17 protein-coding genes are annotated in these 16974 nt (G+C 42.5%); 9 read left to right on the top strand and 8 right to left on the bottom strand.

Translation table 11 applies throughout. From position 1 onward, the window contains the following. Positions 1–100 precede the first annotated feature (100 nt). The 4 genes from ACUUJN_RS26160 to ACUUJN_RS26145 all read right to left on the bottom strand — a co-directional run bounded on the left by ACUUJN_RS26160 (position 101) and on the right by ACUUJN_RS26145 (position 4587). The gene (locus ACUUJN_RS26160) at positions 101–2041 is read right to left on the bottom strand and encodes an FtsX-like permease family protein (RefSeq protein WP_076295182.1); all 1941 of its coding nucleotides are present in this window, start codon (positions 2039–2041) and stop codon (positions 101–103) included. Then, the gene (locus ACUUJN_RS26155) at positions 2031–2792 is read right to left on the bottom strand and encodes an ABC transporter ATP-binding protein (protein WP_028540913.1); all 762 of its coding nucleotides are present in this window, start codon (positions 2790–2792) and stop codon (positions 2031–2033) included. The genes ACUUJN_RS26160 and ACUUJN_RS26155 overlap by 11 nt, the downstream gene beginning before the upstream one ends. A gap of 102 nt (positions 2793–2894) precedes the next feature. Next, on the bottom strand, positions 2895–3899 hold the full coding sequence (locus tag ACUUJN_RS26150; protein WP_069081195.1) for a sensor histidine kinase: 1005 nt from the start codon (positions 3897–3899) through the stop codon (positions 2895–2897). Next, complete coding sequence (locus tag ACUUJN_RS26145; RefSeq protein ID WP_430177693.1) at positions 3892–4587, bottom strand: response regulator transcription factor; 696 nt, start codon at positions 4585–4587, stop codon at positions 3892–3894. The genes ACUUJN_RS26150 and ACUUJN_RS26145 overlap by 8 nt, the downstream gene beginning before the upstream one ends. A 188-nt stretch (positions 4588–4775) precedes the next feature. On the opposite strand from ACUUJN_RS26145, the gene ACUUJN_RS26140 reads away from it, so the two are divergent. Then, positions 4776–5405, top strand: coding sequence for a YfbR-like 5'-deoxynucleotidase (locus ACUUJN_RS26140; RefSeq protein ID WP_484669777.1), 630 nt, complete (start codon positions 4776–4778; stop codon positions 5403–5405). Positions 5406–5608: 203 nt separating this feature from the next. On the opposite strand, the gene ACUUJN_RS26135 is transcribed toward ACUUJN_RS26140, so the two are convergent. Further along, a complete protein-coding gene (locus tag ACUUJN_RS26135; protein WP_023991028.1) occupies positions 5609–6793 on the bottom strand; it encodes an RCC1 domain-containing protein in 1185 nt (394 codons plus the stop codon). A gap of 116 nt (positions 6794–6909) precedes the next feature. Here ACUUJN_RS26135 and ACUUJN_RS26130 point away from each other — a divergent pair, with 116 nt between their 5' ends. After that, the gene (locus tag ACUUJN_RS26130) at positions 6910–7401 is read left to right on the top strand and encodes a hypothetical protein (RefSeq protein WP_023991027.1); all 492 of its coding nucleotides are present in this window, start codon (positions 6910–6912) and stop codon (positions 7399–7401) included. A gap of 53 nt (positions 7402–7454) precedes the next feature. On the opposite strand, the gene ACUUJN_RS26125 is transcribed toward ACUUJN_RS26130, so the two are convergent. Beyond that, positions 7455–8162, bottom strand: coding sequence for a phosphodiester glycosidase family protein (locus tag ACUUJN_RS26125; protein WP_023991026.1), 708 nt, complete (start codon positions 8160–8162; stop codon positions 7455–7457). 240 nt (positions 8163–8402) lie between these two features. On the opposite strand from ACUUJN_RS26125, the gene ACUUJN_RS26120 reads away from it, so the two are divergent. Next, a complete protein-coding gene (locus ACUUJN_RS26120; RefSeq protein WP_076156694.1) occupies positions 8403–9389 on the top strand; it encodes an aldo/keto reductase in 987 nt (328 codons plus the stop codon). 85 nt (positions 9390–9474) lie between these two features. On the opposite strand, the gene ACUUJN_RS26115 is transcribed toward ACUUJN_RS26120, so the two are convergent. Together ACUUJN_RS26115 and ACUUJN_RS26110 are read right to left on the bottom strand one after the other, a co-directional pair. Continuing rightward, entirely contained in the window at positions 9475–10098 is a 624-nt protein-coding gene (locus ACUUJN_RS26115; RefSeq protein WP_053326442.1) for an acetate uptake transporter, read from the bottom strand. A 118-nt stretch (positions 10099–10216) separates the two neighbouring features. Beyond that, on the bottom strand, positions 10217–11416 hold the full coding sequence (locus ACUUJN_RS26110; protein ID WP_053326441.1) for a right-handed parallel beta-helix repeat-containing protein: 1200 nt from the start codon (positions 11414–11416) through the stop codon (positions 10217–10219). Between the two features lie 295 nt (positions 11417–11711). Between ACUUJN_RS26110 and ACUUJN_RS26105 the strand changes: the two genes are divergently transcribed. The 6 genes from ACUUJN_RS26105 to ACUUJN_RS26080 all read left to right on the top strand — a co-directional run bounded on the left by ACUUJN_RS26105 (position 11712) and on the right by ACUUJN_RS26080 (position 16922). Beyond that, entirely contained in the window at positions 11712–12440 is a 729-nt protein-coding gene (locus ACUUJN_RS26105; RefSeq protein ID WP_023991022.1) for a YheC/YheD family protein, read from the top strand. A 42-nt stretch (positions 12441–12482) separates the two neighbouring features. Further along, complete coding sequence (gene aepX, locus ACUUJN_RS26100; RefSeq protein ID WP_341063264.1) at positions 12483–13382, top strand: phosphoenolpyruvate mutase; 900 nt, start codon at positions 12483–12485, stop codon at positions 13380–13382. Further along, a complete protein-coding gene (gene aepY / locus ACUUJN_RS26095) occupies positions 13382–14542 on the top strand; it encodes a phosphonopyruvate decarboxylase (protein ID WP_028540900.1) in 1161 nt (386 codons plus the stop codon). Before aepX ends, aepY begins: the two co-directional genes overlap by 1 nt. Next, positions 14539–15651 carry a 2-aminoethylphosphonate aminotransferase gene (locus tag ACUUJN_RS26090; protein WP_023991019.1) on the top strand — a complete coding sequence of 371 codons (1113 nt, stop codon included), beginning with the start codon at positions 14539–14541 and terminating at the stop codon, positions 15649–15651. The genes aepY and ACUUJN_RS26090 overlap by 4 nt, the downstream gene beginning before the upstream one ends. Positions 15652–15667: 16 nt before the next feature. Continuing rightward, positions 15668–16408, top strand: a complete 741-nt coding sequence (locus tag ACUUJN_RS26085; RefSeq protein ID WP_053326436.1) for a YheC/YheD family protein — start codon at positions 15668–15670, stop codon at positions 16406–16408. Positions 16409–16565: 157 nt separating this feature from the next. Beyond that, on the top strand, positions 16566–16922 hold the full coding sequence (locus ACUUJN_RS26080; RefSeq protein ID WP_023991017.1) for a nucleotide excision repair endonuclease: 357 nt from the start codon (positions 16566–16568) through the stop codon (positions 16920–16922). The last annotated feature ends 52 nt before the right edge of the window (positions 16923–16974 follow it).

Below are 16974 nucleotides of genomic sequence, written 5' to 3'. Positions count from 1 at the left end.
CGATGATAGTTATTTTATTGTACACATAGGAACGAAAATGCTCAAATATTTGGAAAAGCCCCAGCGCTTTCGCCTGGGGCTTTTTTTTGCTTTTTGCCGATTACAATGCTGATTTAATGACCTTTTTATAATACAGGATGGATAGTATCCCGAAAATGGAATATAAGGCGGTGTACAGCACCATAACGATGATCATAGGCATCCAAATTTCAGTTCCAAACAAGAACCAGCCGGATTGAACGGCAAAATAGCTATGTGAAAGGCCAATTACTAGTGGAATGCCGAAGTTAAAGAGTTGTTTTATTTTAATGCCTCTAAGCAGGTCACTTTGAGTGAACCCTAACTTTCTTAACACGGTGTAATTGGCTTTTTCGTCTTCACTCTCATCCATTTGCTTAAAATAAAGGATGCAGCCTGATGTAATGAGAAAGGTCAGTCCTAAAAAGCCAACTACAAACATGATCACTCCCATGTTCCGCTTCTGATTGCTGCTCATTTCAAGGCGTGATGTTTGTTGATCATTAAAATTCGCAGCTGCAAAGAGACGATCGGCTTCTTTGATCTGTTCTGCATTTATCATATCAATTCCAATATATAAGGATGACTTCTTTTGAATCTCAGGATTTGCATCTTTCTTTAGCCGCTCAAAGATAGTTTCGTCTACAATGACAGTGGGTAATCCACCGGCTGTAAAATAGTAGGGAATCACGTACTCCTTTTTTAGACCCACATATTGTTGGTGTATGACTTCCTTATTTCCCTTCAAATCCAATGGACCTGAGTTTTTCAAGGACATGAATTTCTGTAACAAATCATTATAGCCCGTTAAAATCGTTTGGCCTGGAGATACATCCGTACCCTTCACAGATTGATCGCTTATGACAGGCAACGTCATGGAATTCGCACCGATATTTAATCCTTCCAGAGGAGTGTCCATAATTTGCGCTGTGTTCACGCTGACTTGAATAACTTCAATTTTCTTTTCTAGATACTTTATGTCATGCTCCTGAAGTAACGTTTTGAATTTCTCAGCATCCGGTACATTCGTCATTGCAAAATGGGAAGGCACATTGTCCTCAGCTGCTTGATCCGCAGAATAATAGGCGATATAGCTTAAGGAAAGTAAACCGATGGCAAGTGCTGATACTGTTGTAATAATGGTCAACAACAAAGCATTGGATTTCATGCGGAACATAATGGATGAGAGAGATAGCACCTCATTAATGTTCAAATAGCCGCCTTTACTTTTTCTGATGATATTGGAAATAAAGCGGATAGATCCTTTATAAAAAAGGAGTGTTCCGATGATGACAGAGCCCAAAATAAACACCATAGCCATAAATAACTCATTCATGGATGTAAAGTCTCCACCAAACAATTTGGAAGAAACATAGTATCCTAGAGCGATGAATGAAACTCCAATGATCCCGATGATCATCTCATAGATAGATATTTTCTTGATTTTCCCTTCGGTGGTTGAGGATACTCTGAACAAAGACAAAATACTCTGTCTTTTGATAAAAGAATAATTCATGAGCATGATCAATAGGTAGATGATACCAAAAACGATGAGTGTTTGAGTCAGTGCTTGGTTAGAGAAATATAAAGTGGCAATGGCTTCGACGCCCGTCGTCTTAAATAAAATCATGATCACTAATTTGGAAAAGGAAAATCCAACCCCAATTCCGATGAATAGTGAACTGAAGTATAGAATTAAGTTTTCAGCACTCAGGATGCGAAAAATTTTATTTTTAGTCATTCCGATCAATTGAAATAGGCCAATTTCTTTGCTGCGTCTTTTTATAAAGATATTATTAGCATACAAAAGGAAGATGCAGACAATGGCGACCAGTAAAACGGATGCTGCCCGTATGGAAGCTGCACCTTTAACAGAACCCTTCACTTCGTCCATGGAGGGATCGTATTGTAATGTGACAAAAGCGAAATAGAGCGCAACACTGAAAATGAGAGCAAAAACATAAAGGTAATAATTTTTCAGGTTTTTCTTCAAATTTTTTAGAATGAGCAGATTAATGTTCATATTGGACCCCGCCTAAGACCCCTTGGGTTTTCATGATATCCTGGAAAAAGCTTTGTCTTTCCTGCTCGCCTTTGTGAAGCTGGGTATACATTTGCCCATCTTTAATAAAAATGACTCGACTGCAATGACTGGCTGCGACAGGATCATGCGTGACCATAATAATGGTGGCCTTGCGTTTTTGATTTAACTGGCCCAGCTTATTTAGTAAATCGGAAGCCGATTTGGAATCTAGCGCACCCGTTGGTTCATCGGCAAAAATAATACTGGGCTCATGAATAAACGCTCTGGCCGCAGATGTACGCTGCTTCTGTCCACCCGAGATTTCATTGGGGTATTTGTCCTTGAGCTCATAAATTCCCAGTTCTGTAGCTACTTCCTGAAATTTTTGGTTGGCTTCTTTTTTAGGCGTTTTGGTGATGGATAAGGGTAAGAGAATATTCTCCTTCACGGTTAGCGTATCCAGCAGATTATACTCTTGAAAAATAAAGCCTAAATGCTTTTTGCGAAATTCAGCCAGTTGCTTTTCTTTCATTTTCGTCATTTCGATATCATTGATTTTAATGGAGCCTTGGCTCACTTTATCAATAGAGGAAAGAACATTCAGCAGTGTGGTTTTACCTGAGCCGGAGGCTCCCATAATACTGACAAATTCTCCTTCTTCAATGACGATATCTATTCCCTTCAAAACCTCCTGCATATTTAACTTATTACCGTAGCTTTTATGAATTTTATGGGCTTCTAAAATACTCACTTCGATGCACTCCTTATTGTTCTTGTAGCCTTATTATAAAAATAGAGCCGATGTTTTTCCTTTGATTGGGCGAACAATACATAAAAGCATGTGACATCTCTGTCACATGCTCACCATGCTCACGAAATCATTTCGTTTGGGGAAAATTAAAGTGAAGGTTGTACCCACGTTCGGTTTGGAGTGCACATCTATATGTATGAGCAAGGACTGTGCTGCCTTTTTCGTTAAATATAACCCCATACCCGTTGAAGTATGATCAGAATGTTGGGTTGTGGAGGTAAAACCTTTCTCGAAAATACGGGGTATATCCTTCGGATCAATACCGCGCCCAAAGTCTTGGACCTCAAGCTGTATTCGATCCCTTTGTACATAGCTGTGAATGATAATATCACTGGCATCGCTATATTTGATGGCATTGGTTAAGAGCTGTCTGATGATAAAAGCCAGCCATTTGGCATCACTCAGCACTTCCATGTGCTCCAATTGGATGTCAAAACCGATCCCTTTTTGGATGCACCATGACTGTAGTGCTTTGATCTCTTTAAAAACAAGAGATTTTAAATTCACTTGCTCGACATACAGATCATTTTCAATAAAGGATATGCGTTTGTGATGGAGCTGTTGATCCAGCAGTAAGTGAATTCGTAGCCATTCATAGGTTAGCTGAGCTTTTAGGGGCTTATCGTCCAACCGCTCAATCATCAAATGCATGGTGGTCAAAGGTGTTTTTACCTCATGAATCCAGGATAATAATTCATCTTTTTCATGTTCAAGTGTCAATTGATTTTGCGAGATGATCTGTTGTAACCGTACGGTCTGGTCAGTGATTTTTTGTTCAATGATTTGCTCAAACGGACTCTCCGGTTCGCCTATACCCGTTAGTTCAAGAGGGCTCTCCCATTCTTCTAGTGTGGTATAGAATTTGGTTTCCTTGGGATAGCGAATGATTAAAAAAACCAAGAAAATCATCATAGATAAGAAGACGATATAAAGAATCGGCATTAACGGAATTGCTGCATCCACATAAGCAATGAACAGGATCAGGAATTGCTGACACACAAACAGTAGAATCCAGCTCCGCCTCTCTATAAGGTATTTTTTAATCATAGGCAGGTGCCTCTTCTGTAGCCATGTAGCCTTGCCCGACTTTCGTTTCAATGAAACGGCCCAAATCCAGCTCGTCCAATTTTTTGCGCAGGCGGTTCAAGTTGACGGTCAAAGTATTGTCGCTGACAAAACGTTCATCATCCCAAAGGCTTTTAATTAATTCCTCTCGTGCGACAATTTTATTTTTTTGTTCAATCAGCAGCTTCAAAATAAAAATCTCGTTCTTGGTTAATTCGATGGAGCCAGTCTCATTGGCTACTACATTTTTTTCATAATCGACCGTCGCTCCACGCCATGTTTTCAGGGAGACAGGTTCTGTATTGTAATTATATACGCGGCGAAGTGTCGCCTGTAATTTTGCGATGAGTACATCAAAATGAAACGGTTTTTGGATAAAATCATCCGCTCCAAGCTGCATCGACATCACCATATCCGTAGGATGATCCCGTGATGATAAGAAAAGGATGGGGACGTTAGAGTGGGATCGAATCATTCGACACCAATGAAACCCATCAAATTTCGGCAATTGAATATCTATCACGACCAGATCAGGCTTTATCGTTGTGAATTCCTGAATGACTTTATTAAAGTCCTGGATGCCATACACATCATAGTTCCATTGAGTTAACCGATCCTTCATTTCATGGAACAAAGTTTCATCATCTTCAATTAGTAAGATTTTGAACAACGATTTCACCACTTTATACTTTTATTGGATTTTTGCAGACTCTTCTTATATAAAGTGTATAGCAAAAATTGTATATGTGCTACATGTGTGGATTCAACTTGATATTGCGATAATCTGCTGTTAATAGTTGAGGTTTATAGTGGGGTTTATATTGACTATTTCATATATGTTAAAGGATGGATGCAATGATGGGGATTCACACGTATTTTCGGTCGCTAAATGAGCTGGAGAGAATCATCCGTTGTCCGGGTAAGTTTAAATTCGAGGAACACAGCGTATCGGCACATTCTTGGAAAGTAGTACAATACGCTAAAACGCTGGCTGATATTGAAGAGAGAAATGGTGTCAGTATTGACTGGAAAAAGCTATACGAGATTACGAGCAGTCACGATTACGGGGAAATTTTTATTGGAGACATCAAAACGCCTGTTAAGCATTCCTCTAAGGAACTACGATTATTAATCCAGCAGGTCGAAGAAGGTATGATTGAGTATTTTATTGAAGAGAATATTCCCGAGGATTTAAAAGCTATTTTTAGCAAACAGTTACGGGAAGGCAAAGATAATTCAGTAGAAGGTTTGATCCTTGAAGTTGCTGACAAGATGGATCAGGTGTACGAAGCATTTGCCGAACTACAGCGGGGAAATACTGAAAAAGAGTTTATAGTCATGTATCGTAATGCGCTTGTGAAAATCAAGAATATTCAATTACACTGCGTGGATTATTTTTTGGAAAATATCCTGCCCGATATGGTCAAGGAAGAAACGCCTTCATCCATTGATATCAAAAAGATTACGGAAGAAGCCTTAGCTCTGTAAATGAATTTCCCTACCGTCCAGAAGCTACTGAAGCGCTTCTGTTCATACATAATCATAGTTTTATTTGTAATAAAGCAGCTCTAAATGAAAATAAAAAGCAATGAGGGCAGTTGATTGGACTGCCCTTATTGCTTTTTTGGGGTTGGAAAAAACGGAGGGCTAAGCGTATTCCTTAAACAATTTATTAAGGATAAGAATATTGGTTATTCCGAAAAAGGATTTGGGAAATTCGTTTTCGTGGCAGCATATTGTTCCTTGGTGCTACCGATTCCCAGTTCGCCGTTTTTGTTATATCCCCAGGACCAAACCGTCCCATCGGCTGTCAAAGCATGGGAGTGGGTTCCTGCTGCACTGAATGCTACTACATCGGTTAGTGGCGTGTTTGTGTCATCTACAACTTGGGATGGGACTTTAACAGAAAATACATCGGTCCCGTCACCTACCTGTCCCTCATTATTGGTTCCCCAGCCCCAAAGAGTTCCATCATTTTTAAGTGCAAAAGTTTGAGTTTTGCCTGCTTTCAGTCTACTTACATTGGAAACATTGATCAATACGGGTGATCTTCTAAAAGTAGAGGTTCCATCCCCAAGCTTTCCAGAAGTGTTACTCCCGGAAGCATATACTTCTCCGCTGTTCGTTAGTACATAAATGCGGTCAGCTCCGGCAGTAAAAGTTTTGATATCATCAATTCGATATTGAACAGGGGTAAGCTGGTTTTCTTTGTCATCCTGCCCCAGTGCGCCGTCATAACCACGTCCCCATACCCATAGCTGATTATTTTTGTCCAGGGCTGCGCCAAAACTGTCACCAGCATCAATGGATACAATATCTTCTAAACCTTGTACCTGAACAGGCTTAACGGAAAAGGCGGAAACTCCTTTTGTGCCAATCCCCAGCTGTCCAAAGTTGTTTTCTCCATAAGCCCACACTGTGCCGTCATTTTTGAGCGCAAGCGTAAATTGACCTCCTGCTCTCACTTCCTTAACATTATCAATATATTTGTTTTTAACAGGTACTCTTGCCGTGTCCCTCTTATTACCTGTCCCTAGTTCGCCGTAACTTGCAAACCCCCAAGACCAGATGGTTCCGTCTTTTTTGAGCAAAGTTGAATGCAAATCACCAGCATCAATCATTGCGATGTCGGATACATCTGCTTGCATTGGGCTTGTTTTATTATTCCCTCCGCCAGCGCCTACGCCGAGCTTGCCATCACTGTTACTTCCCGTTGCATAAAATGAAGATCCATCTTCCATGGCCAGGAAAGCGTTAGTGGTCCCTGCCGAGAGCAAATGATCGTAATTTACAGTAGAATCAGCGCTTGCCGTAATAGAGCTTCCTACTAAAAGTGTTGATGCAGCGAGAGCTACCAAACTGAGTTTTTTTAACATATAATTGCACACCTTTCAAAATGTAATGGATAAATACAGACTAAAGCAACCAAATTGTTCCTGTCCGCGTCTTAATAGTGAACATATTCTATAAACCAGATTAGGGAGGATCACTTATGAAAAATAGAGTTTCTGCCCTTGTCCTTGTCTTGCTTGCGGCAGCATTACTGCCTGCATGTTCTACAACAGAATCGGCTACGCCGGTTAACGAATCTAATGGAGCGGTGGCTCAATCTATTTTTGACTTAGACCGTCTGGAAAGCACAACGGTATACACAGGGCGTGCCAAAATCGAAAGTATTGAAAGAATTGAAAAAGAAGTAGAACAACCCTTAGCAGCCCCTACCATGAACTATTTGATCCGATTTGAACAGCCTGTTCAATTTGCTAAAGAACTACCCCAAAGTGATGATCCAACGGAAAAACCTATCCAAGCGGTCTATATATCTGTCCCAGATACACATATTTATAAGCAGATGGATGGTCAGCGGAGGCAAATAATCAATCCAGCACAATTACAAGCGGGGCAACCGATTGAAGTTTCTTATCTGTACCCTGTAACACCTGTTTTCCTGGCATTGGAAATCGTTGTGCTGGATGATTTATAGAGGAGGCCGGTAAGGCCTCCTTACTCCTATACAAGCACGTTATATCATAGGGCTTAGGTGATATTAATGAGTTTTACCATGTTGTAGATATAACGTGTTTGCTCATACTTAACCATAGTGCCTGCAGAGTTCTTAACTTGAATACCGGACGAGCCTCCACCATCAAGAAGAATGGCTTCAAAGCAATCCTGTTTAATAAAATAATTGCGAAGTTGTTTCAGTGTCGCATTTTCATGAACAACCAGGTAGACCTGCCAAACATTATTTACGACCTTGAAGCCCAGGCCAGTTCGCCCGGTGGAATCGGTGTATCGCAACGTTCCGTTCAAATCAAATTTTTCAATATCTTTTAAATCCTCAAGCCATGCTTCTTCCTCTTTCTTCAGCGACAGGCTACCGCCGCTAATAATAGACTTATACGTAATCGAAGTCCCCATTTGTTTTTTGAGATCCGTCACACTTGAAGCACGGGTAATCCCTATTTTCGTTTTGTTGCTCTCCGTGTATACAAATGCTGTACCACGGCTATTCCCTTTGGCATTCGCCTTAGTATCATGGGTATTATTAGGTGTGACCGCGATAGACAAACACTCGGTCGGCGCCTTTGTTGTGCTGATTGGGTTAAAGAAGCCCCCATTAATCCCGTAATCGGTTTGCTGTGTGATCCGGCTTCGAATATTTTTATTTTGAATATTCGAAGCTGGCGTGATGATAACATGGAAACCATCGGACGTTTTGGTGTAAGAGTAGTTTGCTGGCATGTTAAACCTCCAATTGGATTATTTTGAAACCGAATCTCGCGCGATAATTCGTTTCTCATATATATAGGAAATTTACAGCTGCCTCTTACAACCCGGAAATCAAATTTTTCTAAAAAATTTTGAAATAGCATATACAAGACAATGCTTGACTTCAAGTTAACTTTAAGTAGTAACATACGGAATGTGACGTAGTGATTAGGAAATGCGATGACTATTCTGATAATTTAGGAGTGATAAAAATTGAAAAAGAAACAACTGGGTAACAGCGACCTTCAAGTATCTGCACTGGGTCTGGGCTGCATGGGTATGTCCGAATATTACGGTGAGTTGAATGATCAGGAGTCGATCAAAACGCTTCATCGTGCGCTGGAGCTAGGGATAAACTTCTGGGATACTGCCGATGTCTACGGTGTGGGGAAAAATGAAAAACTGATTAGCCAAGTCCTGCGGAGCCACCGTGACGAAGTCGTATTGGCCACTAAATTTTCCATTATGCGCGGGGAAGATGGCGCATTTATGGGTGTAAGTGGCCGTCCTGAATATGTAAAAGAGGCATGTGACCGCAGCCTGCAAAGACTGGGTGTAGATGTGATTGATTTGTACTACCAGCACCGTGTCGATCCGAATGTACCTATCGAGGAAACGATTGGCGCGATGAGTGACTTGGTTCAGGCGGGAAAAGTCCGCTATTTGGGGCTGTCCGAAGCTTCTCCTGGGCTCATTCGACGCGCTCACAAGGTACATCCGATTACAGCGCTGCAAACGGAATACTCCTTATGGAGCCGGGAAGCGGAAGATGAAGTTATACCGACGTGTAAGGAGTTGGGTATCGAATTTGTGGCCTACAGTCCACTTGGACGCGGATTTTTGAGCGGGCAAATTCAGAAGTTTGATGATTTTGCAGAAGATGATTTCCGTCGCTCGGTGCCACGTTTCCAACCTGAGAATTTCCAGAAAAATCTGGACCTCGTGCAGCATGTTAAGGACCTTGCTGCCCAAAAAGGGGTCAAACCTTCTCAACTGGCGTTGGCATGGCTGCTTGCGCAGGAGGGAATTGTACCGATTCCAGGAACCAAGCGGGTTACGTATTTAGAGGAAAATGCAGGAGCAGTTGATGTGGTTTTGTCCGCAGAAGAAATGGAGACTATTAACGCAATTATCCCCAAAGGAATGGCAGCAGGCCTTCGTTATCCGGCAGAGCGGATGCCGAATTGGCAAGCTGAATAATTAAGATAGCATATTAATCCCAAAACAAAAGCCGTCCTTTACGCGGATCGGCGCGAAAGGCGGCTTTGTGGGTTTACATATACAGTTAAGGACGTGGCTTGAAAATGCCGAAAGGACGTCCAACGGGCAGGAATGTACGGCCAAAATGAGCATTCAGAACGGCAGCTCCTGTACCGTACAGTGAGAGTAGACCAATGCCCATTTCAGCATAAGCGGCGATGGTATGGAATATCTCTGGTGCAACGCCGAATGCATCGAAGCTAAGACCGAGGAACAGAAAATCAATCAACACAAAAATAAAGAATAGAACCTTATGCGTCTCCATCGCTCCAATGGTCATAAAGAGCGTAAAGATGAGATAGCCCGCAAAGGCAAAGCCGAGCTGCTTGCCGTCTACAGCAGACGCCAGCTCAGGGCCGAATACGCCCATTTTAATCATCCAGCTACTAGCTACGGCTAACCAGAAGAAGGCGTAAGCACCAAATGCCGTCATGCCGAAGGTATTGTTATGTTTTGCATCCTGAATGGAGGCAAACAGCTGCGCAAAAGCACCGAGAAATATAGCCCAAGGGATGATGAAGCTTAAGCCTTCGGTGAGACCAAGCTTTTGGGATGAAGCCACAAGCGTTACGATAGCCAAGCCAAACAGGCCGATCGCACTCGGATCGGCCGTTATGATTTTTACGTTAGAATGAGATTCGTTTTGCATGAAAAAATAGAAGCCTCCAATAATGTTCAAGTACGCGTCAATCTGCCGATGCCAGAATCACACTGACATATTGTAACGGAAACCGACGTACTCGCATAGTAGGTAATTCATAAAATTTCTACCGATTGCGGTTGCCTGTATTGACGTTATTACGCCCGCCTTCAATACTGACTGATTTACCTCTAGTATCTGTGATGTTGTCCTTAATTTCATTGGAGTTGGAATCGGTGACCCGTATTCCTATATTGGAGAACCCGGAGTATGTGGTCATCTCGTTACCAATAACTTTGTTGTTGTTTGCGTCAGCAAGGCGAATGACTGCCTCTGGAGTAAGTGAGGAATTGGTTTGAATAAATTCGTTGTCGGTAAACGTATTGCCATCCGATTGGACCAAAAGACCTTGCAGGGATGCATTTTTTACAGTATTTCCGTATACATTGTTACCTGTTGCTCCAGTCAAGACAAAGATCCCGCGCGGGTAATTTTCAATCACATTATTGTTTACAGTATTGTTGGCGCCATTATTAGGGATGCGAATGCCTGCGTATCCATCAGATTGATGGGTCTTGTTAATAATTTGGTTCCCAGTTACTGTCGTGTAGGTTGCGCGTGATAAATTGATTCCACTGCCGCCGCCCGAATTGGTAATCTGGTTATTCGTAATTTTGACGTTGCGGAACTCGCCTGCCGGAAAGCTCTCGTGTCCAGTGGCAATAGCATGTCCATTATTTCGGTCAAAGCGGCTGTTGGTAATCTCTGAATCTCTCGTTCTGCGAAGAAGGGCTCCGATCGTTGTATCGCAAATCTCCACGTGATCCAGCGTGAAGTGAGAGACGGCCATTTCCATAATAATACCGCCTACCTGACTTTCGCCACGGGCTTCACGGTTGGCACGGTCTGCATCAATGGTGAGATTAGATAACTTCACGTCTAGTCGGTCAGAATTGTTTCGTAGAATCGGATCGCCAACGACGTATTGGCTTTTAGACCCTGTCTTTTTGAAAATCGTTTTTCCCATTCCGTCACCGTTCAGGCTAACCCCGGCATATAAACGAATAGATTCGTCAACCAAGTATGTTCCTTTTGGAAAATAGACGGTTCCCTCCATTCCTCGGTCGTAGAAATACTTTAATGCATTCTGAATTTCCTTTGACTGTGAGGAATTCGAGTTGGCTTTAACACCAAAATCCTTGGCATTAATTACATTGTCCGCAGCTCGGGCTACATGAATGTCTCCTGTAGAATTTTGAATAACGAACGCAATGATGGCTACGAGTAAGAAGCTAAACCTGACCTTCCGATTAAAGATATTTGACATGATACATATTCCTCCTAACAAAATAGTTGAATTAATTACATAATTACCCTTTATATTTTCGGTCAAAATGGGTTTTATTTCAAGTACAGTGTGTGACAGCCTATTTTCTGTGGTCCGAACCCCGAGTCTGTCCGAAAGGGTGTCTCCAAGGGGGGCGTATTTATAACAGCTGGGACATGCCTTTTTGTGACATAAATCTTGGTTTCTAGCAGAGGTAGCGGCCCACGCAGAAGGGGATCTGGATGCATATGCATACTGTATGCGCAAAAACCCAAAAAGATAAGAGGGATGACTAGTGCCTATTGGAAAAATGAAAAAGCATAAAGAAATGTTGCAACATCCCGTTTTGCGTTCGCATTTACCTGAAACCCACTGGTATACGGATTCAAGGACCTCGCGGATGCTGAATACTTATTCATCGGTCTTCATAAAACCCAATCACGGGAGTGGTGGCAGCGGGATCATCCGGGTCAAGAGATTGAAAAAAGGATATGAGGTTCGTAGCGGTTCAAGTCGAAAGTTTGTTGGATCTCGTTTTGTCTTAAAAGCAATTAAGTCATACCGGAAATCCAGACATCGGTATTTGGTACAGAAAGGACTTCGGTTGGCTAAGTACCACGGGTCGATTTTTGACACCAGGATATATTTACAGAAGCCAAGGGGGAAATGGGTTATTTCCGGGGTGGCTGCCCGTGTCGCGGCACCTCATAAGTATGTTACCAATTATCTTAAAGGAGGGCATGCAGTATCCTTGCATCGAGTGCTATTCAGCCTTTTTAAGCACAACCGCGCGAAAGCAGATGCCTATTTTCGTAGAATCTCCAAACTATCCGTCATTATTGCCAAAAAGATCAATGAACGGCATCCGGTTCGCGAATTGGGGGTTGATATTGCCATAGATAAAAAAGGTCATATTTGGATTATCGAGGCCAATTCACACCCAGGACATATGCTATTTACTCAATTTCCCGATCCTACTATGATCAACACCATCATGAGAAACAAGAGTCTTATTCGAAAGTAGATTCCATGCACGTTATTTTTAGGGGAGAAGGAGAAAGTTTCAATGAAAAAAACAAAGCAACTTAGAGACTTGGTCAATTCACAAAAACCAGAGTTTATCATGGAGGCTCATAATGGTCTGTCAGCCAAAATTGTGGAGGAGGCAGGATTTAAAGGAATTTGGGCCAGCGGGTTATCCATCTCTGCAGCGATGGGAGTAAGGGACAACAATGAGGCCTCCTGGACGCAGGTTTTGGATGTTTTGGAATTCATGAGTGACGCTACCTCCATCCCGATTTTGTTGGACGGAGATACGGGGTACGGCAACTTCAACAATGCAAGGCGCTTGGTGAAGAAACTGGAGCAGCGCCATATTGCGGGGGTATGTATCGAAGATAAGCGGTTCCCCAAAACGAATTCTTTCATTAACGGTCAAGAGCAGACTTTGGCTGATATCGAAGAGTTTTCCGGGAAAATTAAAGCGATGAAAGATACGCAGACGGACACGGATTTTACGGTGGTGGCCAGAGTAGAGGCATTTATTACCGGGAGTGGGCTTAAAGTGGCGCTGCAGCGGGCGGAGGCATATCGGAAGGCAGGAGCCGATGCCGTATTTATACACAGCAAAAGATCGGATGCCGCAGAGATTGAAGCGTTCATGAAAGAATGGGCTGGAAGATTGCCAGTAGTGATCGTGCCTACCAAATACTATACGACTCCAACCATCAGGTTTCAGGAGATGGGGATTAGCCTTGTGATTTGGGCAAACCATAATTTGAGAGCATCCATTCAAGCCATGAAACAATTATCTGGCCGAATTTATCGGGATGAGAGCCTTGTTCATGTCGAAAAGGAAGTAGCAACCCTCGAAGAAGTATTCCGGCTTCAAGGGGTCGAAGAGCTGCAAGCTGCGGAAAAGGAATATCTTCCATCGTCAGAACCGGATTCGGGTGAGCGCGTATAATGGACACGAAATTGTTAGGAGAAGAGCTGAAAAAATTAGGATTTACCTTTTTCAGCGGTGTTCCATGCTCCTTCTTGAAAAGCTTGATCAATTATGCCATAAACGAATGCGATTATGTTGCAGCGGCTAACGAAGGGGATGCGGTCGCCATTGCATCCGGAGCTTATATAGGGGGGAAGAAATCGGTAGTCCTTATGCAAAATTCGGGGCTGACCAACGCTGTTTCGCCATTGACCTCCCTTACTTACCCTTTTCGTATTCCTCTGCTTGGATTTGTCAGTCTGCGCGGAGAACCGGGGATACCTGACGAGCCTCAGCATGAACTGATGGGCCAGATTACAACGCAAATGCTGGATTTGATGGATGTGGAATGGCAGTATCTCTCCAAGGATTTAGAGGAGGTAAAAAATCAATTGATCCAGGCTAATGAGCAAATTGCTCGGAATCGCCCGTTCTTTTTTGTCGTTAAAAAAGGCACGTTCGACAAAGAGCCATTGAAAAAACAGCAAACCTCCATCCATTTAAATCAGATCCGGCAGCATGGTCGTGCGAATCATCAAATGCCTACGCGCTATGATGCATTATGTGCGATTAACTCCATGAAAGACAGCCATACCGTCCAGCTCGCAACAACTGGTAAAACTGGGCGCGAACTATATGAAATTGAAGATGCAGATAACAACCTGTACATGGTAGGTTCTATGGGGTGCATCGGTTCTTTTGGACTGGGGTTAGCTCTGAGCCAACCAAGCAAAAATATTGTCGTGATTGACGGAGATGGATCTCTGTTGATGCGTATGGGGAGCCTGGCAACCAACGGGTACTACCATACGGCCAATATGATTCATATCATGCTAGATAATAATGCCCATGAATCAACAGGCGGGCAAAGTACGGTATCGCATAATATTGATTTTATAGATATTGCTGCTTCCTGTGGGTATACAAAGTCGATTCTTGTTCACAGTCTCGAGGAACTAAAAGTCTTTTTACAAGAATGGAAAATGAATAGAGAACTTACGTTTTTGTGTCTGAAAATATCCAAAGATTCTAAGGATCAGCTTGCTCGTCCGCATATGAAGCCTCACGAAGTAAAAGAACGTCTGCAGCGTTTTATTCATAACGATCCTTTGAAGGGCAAGGAAGTGGGCGGTTCATGAGTTCTGTCGTCAAGAAAAACATTTTGCTAACACCTGGGCCGGCAACGACTACAGAAAGTGTGAAATGTTCACAGGTGGTTCCGGATATTTGTCCTCGTGAAGCCGAGTTTGGGCAAATCATGGAGTACATTTCTACAGAACTGACCCGGTTGGTTGCTGACCCGGATGATTATGCGACCGTATTGTTTGGCGGATCAGGTACTGCAGCGGTGGAATCCATCATCAGTTCGGTCCCGAATCACGATGCAGTAATCATTGTCAGCAATGGGGCCTATGGAAAACGGATGTGCGAGATAGCGAAGGTTTATGGAGTGGATTATTTTGAGTTCAAAAGTTCTCCCGATGATGCGATTGATTTGGCCGAATTAGAAAGGTGTATCCAATCTTCCGAACGCACTGTCTCCCATCTGGCCGTCGTACATCATGAGACGACAACTGGCCTGCTTAACAAGGTGAAGGATATCGGAGAATTGTGCAAAAGCTATCAAATCGACATGATCGTGGATGCCATGAGCTCATTTGCGGCCGTTCCAATTCAATTGAAGGAAATGAACATTGCCTACCTGGCGGCAAGCTCCAACAAAAACTTACAGGGAATGGCCGGGGTTTCGTTTGTGATCGCCGAAAAAAGCAAATTGGAGAATTTGAAAGGCCAGAAACCAAGAAGCTATTATTTGAATTTGTATGCTCAATATAACTATTTTGTGGAACATGGGCAGATGCGGTTTACTCCCCCAGTCCAAACCTTATATGCGCTTAGACAAGCGATTGAGGAATTAAAGCAAGAAGGGGTGGATAAAAGGTACGAAAGGTACGCGACATCCTGGAAAACCTTAATTAACGGGTTAGCCCGGTTAGGCCTAACCTATATCATTCCCGAAGAGCATCATTCCAAGATCATTACTTCCATTCTTGAACCTCATTGTGCAGGTTATGATTTTCAATCTATGCATGATTATTTTTATAGCAAAGGCATGATGATTTATCCCGGCAAGCTAGAGAAGCTAAATACGTTCCGGATTGCCAATATAGGTGATATTACGTATAAGGAAATGGAGTTATTTTTGGAATTGCTTGAAGGCTATCTCAGTAGCATAAAATGCGGATGAGAAAGGTGGAGTTCCCATGGCATCAGGAGCAAAAGATAAGTGGTACAAATATTTGTTATTGAGAAGGTATGCGTCTCTGAGGTCTTATGTCCCCGAGACGAGGCTCCTGGATAGGCATAATTTCTCGAAACTTCTCTCCAAGTACGTGCATGTTATTGTGAAACCGGTGTGGGGGAGTCGTGGACGGGGGATCTTCCAGGTCTCCTGGTTAGGAAACCATAAGTACATCGTACATTACGAGAATAAAAGAGTTTTAGTAAGGGGTAGAACCAATACGTATCATTATATTAGAAGAAAAATCGGGAACGCCAGTTATATGGTTCAACGCAGAATTACCCGTCCGACCATCAACAAACGCCCTTTTGATATGAGAGTCATCATTCAACGGAGAACCGGCTCACCTGTATGGGTAGTCACAGGGAAGGTTATCAAAGTTGCAGGCAAAGGTTATATTGTTTCCAACAATACACGGAGTAAGGGAACTTTACTCAGTTTTAAATCCGGCATAAAACAATCTTCTGTTCGGCACCTGTCTGCCAGTGCCCTAGAGTCCCGTATTAATCGTGTTTCCATCCGTTCCGCGAAGAGATTAAGTAATTTTTTTCCGGGACATCGTATGTATGGACTGGACATTGGAATAGACCGGAAAGGACGTATCGGGATTATTGAGGCTAATCTTTATCCGGCAAGGTCCCATTTCCGTAAGTTGAAGGATAAAACGATGTATTACCGCATTACGGATTACAAAAATGGATAACATAAATGAAAAGGTGGCTCTGTATTCATCAGAGTCATCTTTTTCTCATACAGTTTCTAAGTCGGGAGTTTTAGTCATGGGACAAAGGATTATTAAATGGTGTTACCACGGGATTTGTGATAATATTTACACCTATATAGAATGAGGAAGTGACATAGTGATTAATATAACAATTCCAACTCCGGATATCACAATTACCAAACAGGTTAACCCTGAGCTCAGCCATATTTACGGATTTACCGACTTTCACCTGATCCCTAGAGATAAGGCTGGTATCTTTATGTTCTACAACACACAGGAGGAATTGCTGTTCGTTGGTAAAGCAAGAAAGCTGAGACAAAGAATCAAAAAGCATTTTGAAGATACCGTATCGCCGATCAAGGACAAGCGGAACGAAGTAGCGATTATTGAGGTTTGTATTGTGGAAGATGCTGTAGAGCGAGAAATCTATGAAACCTACATCATCAATTCACAAAAGGCTAAATATAACGTCGAAAAAGTGTTTTTTAAATAATGAAGTAACTTCCGTATGAAAAAAAAGAGCAATAAGTCGCAGTGACTGTACT

It is taken from the genome of Paenibacillus sp. LRG-1 (assembly GCF_057220305.1).
The sequence above is the reverse complement of the archived record's forward strand: the minus strand, read 5'-3'. Positions and strand labels throughout refer to the sequence as shown.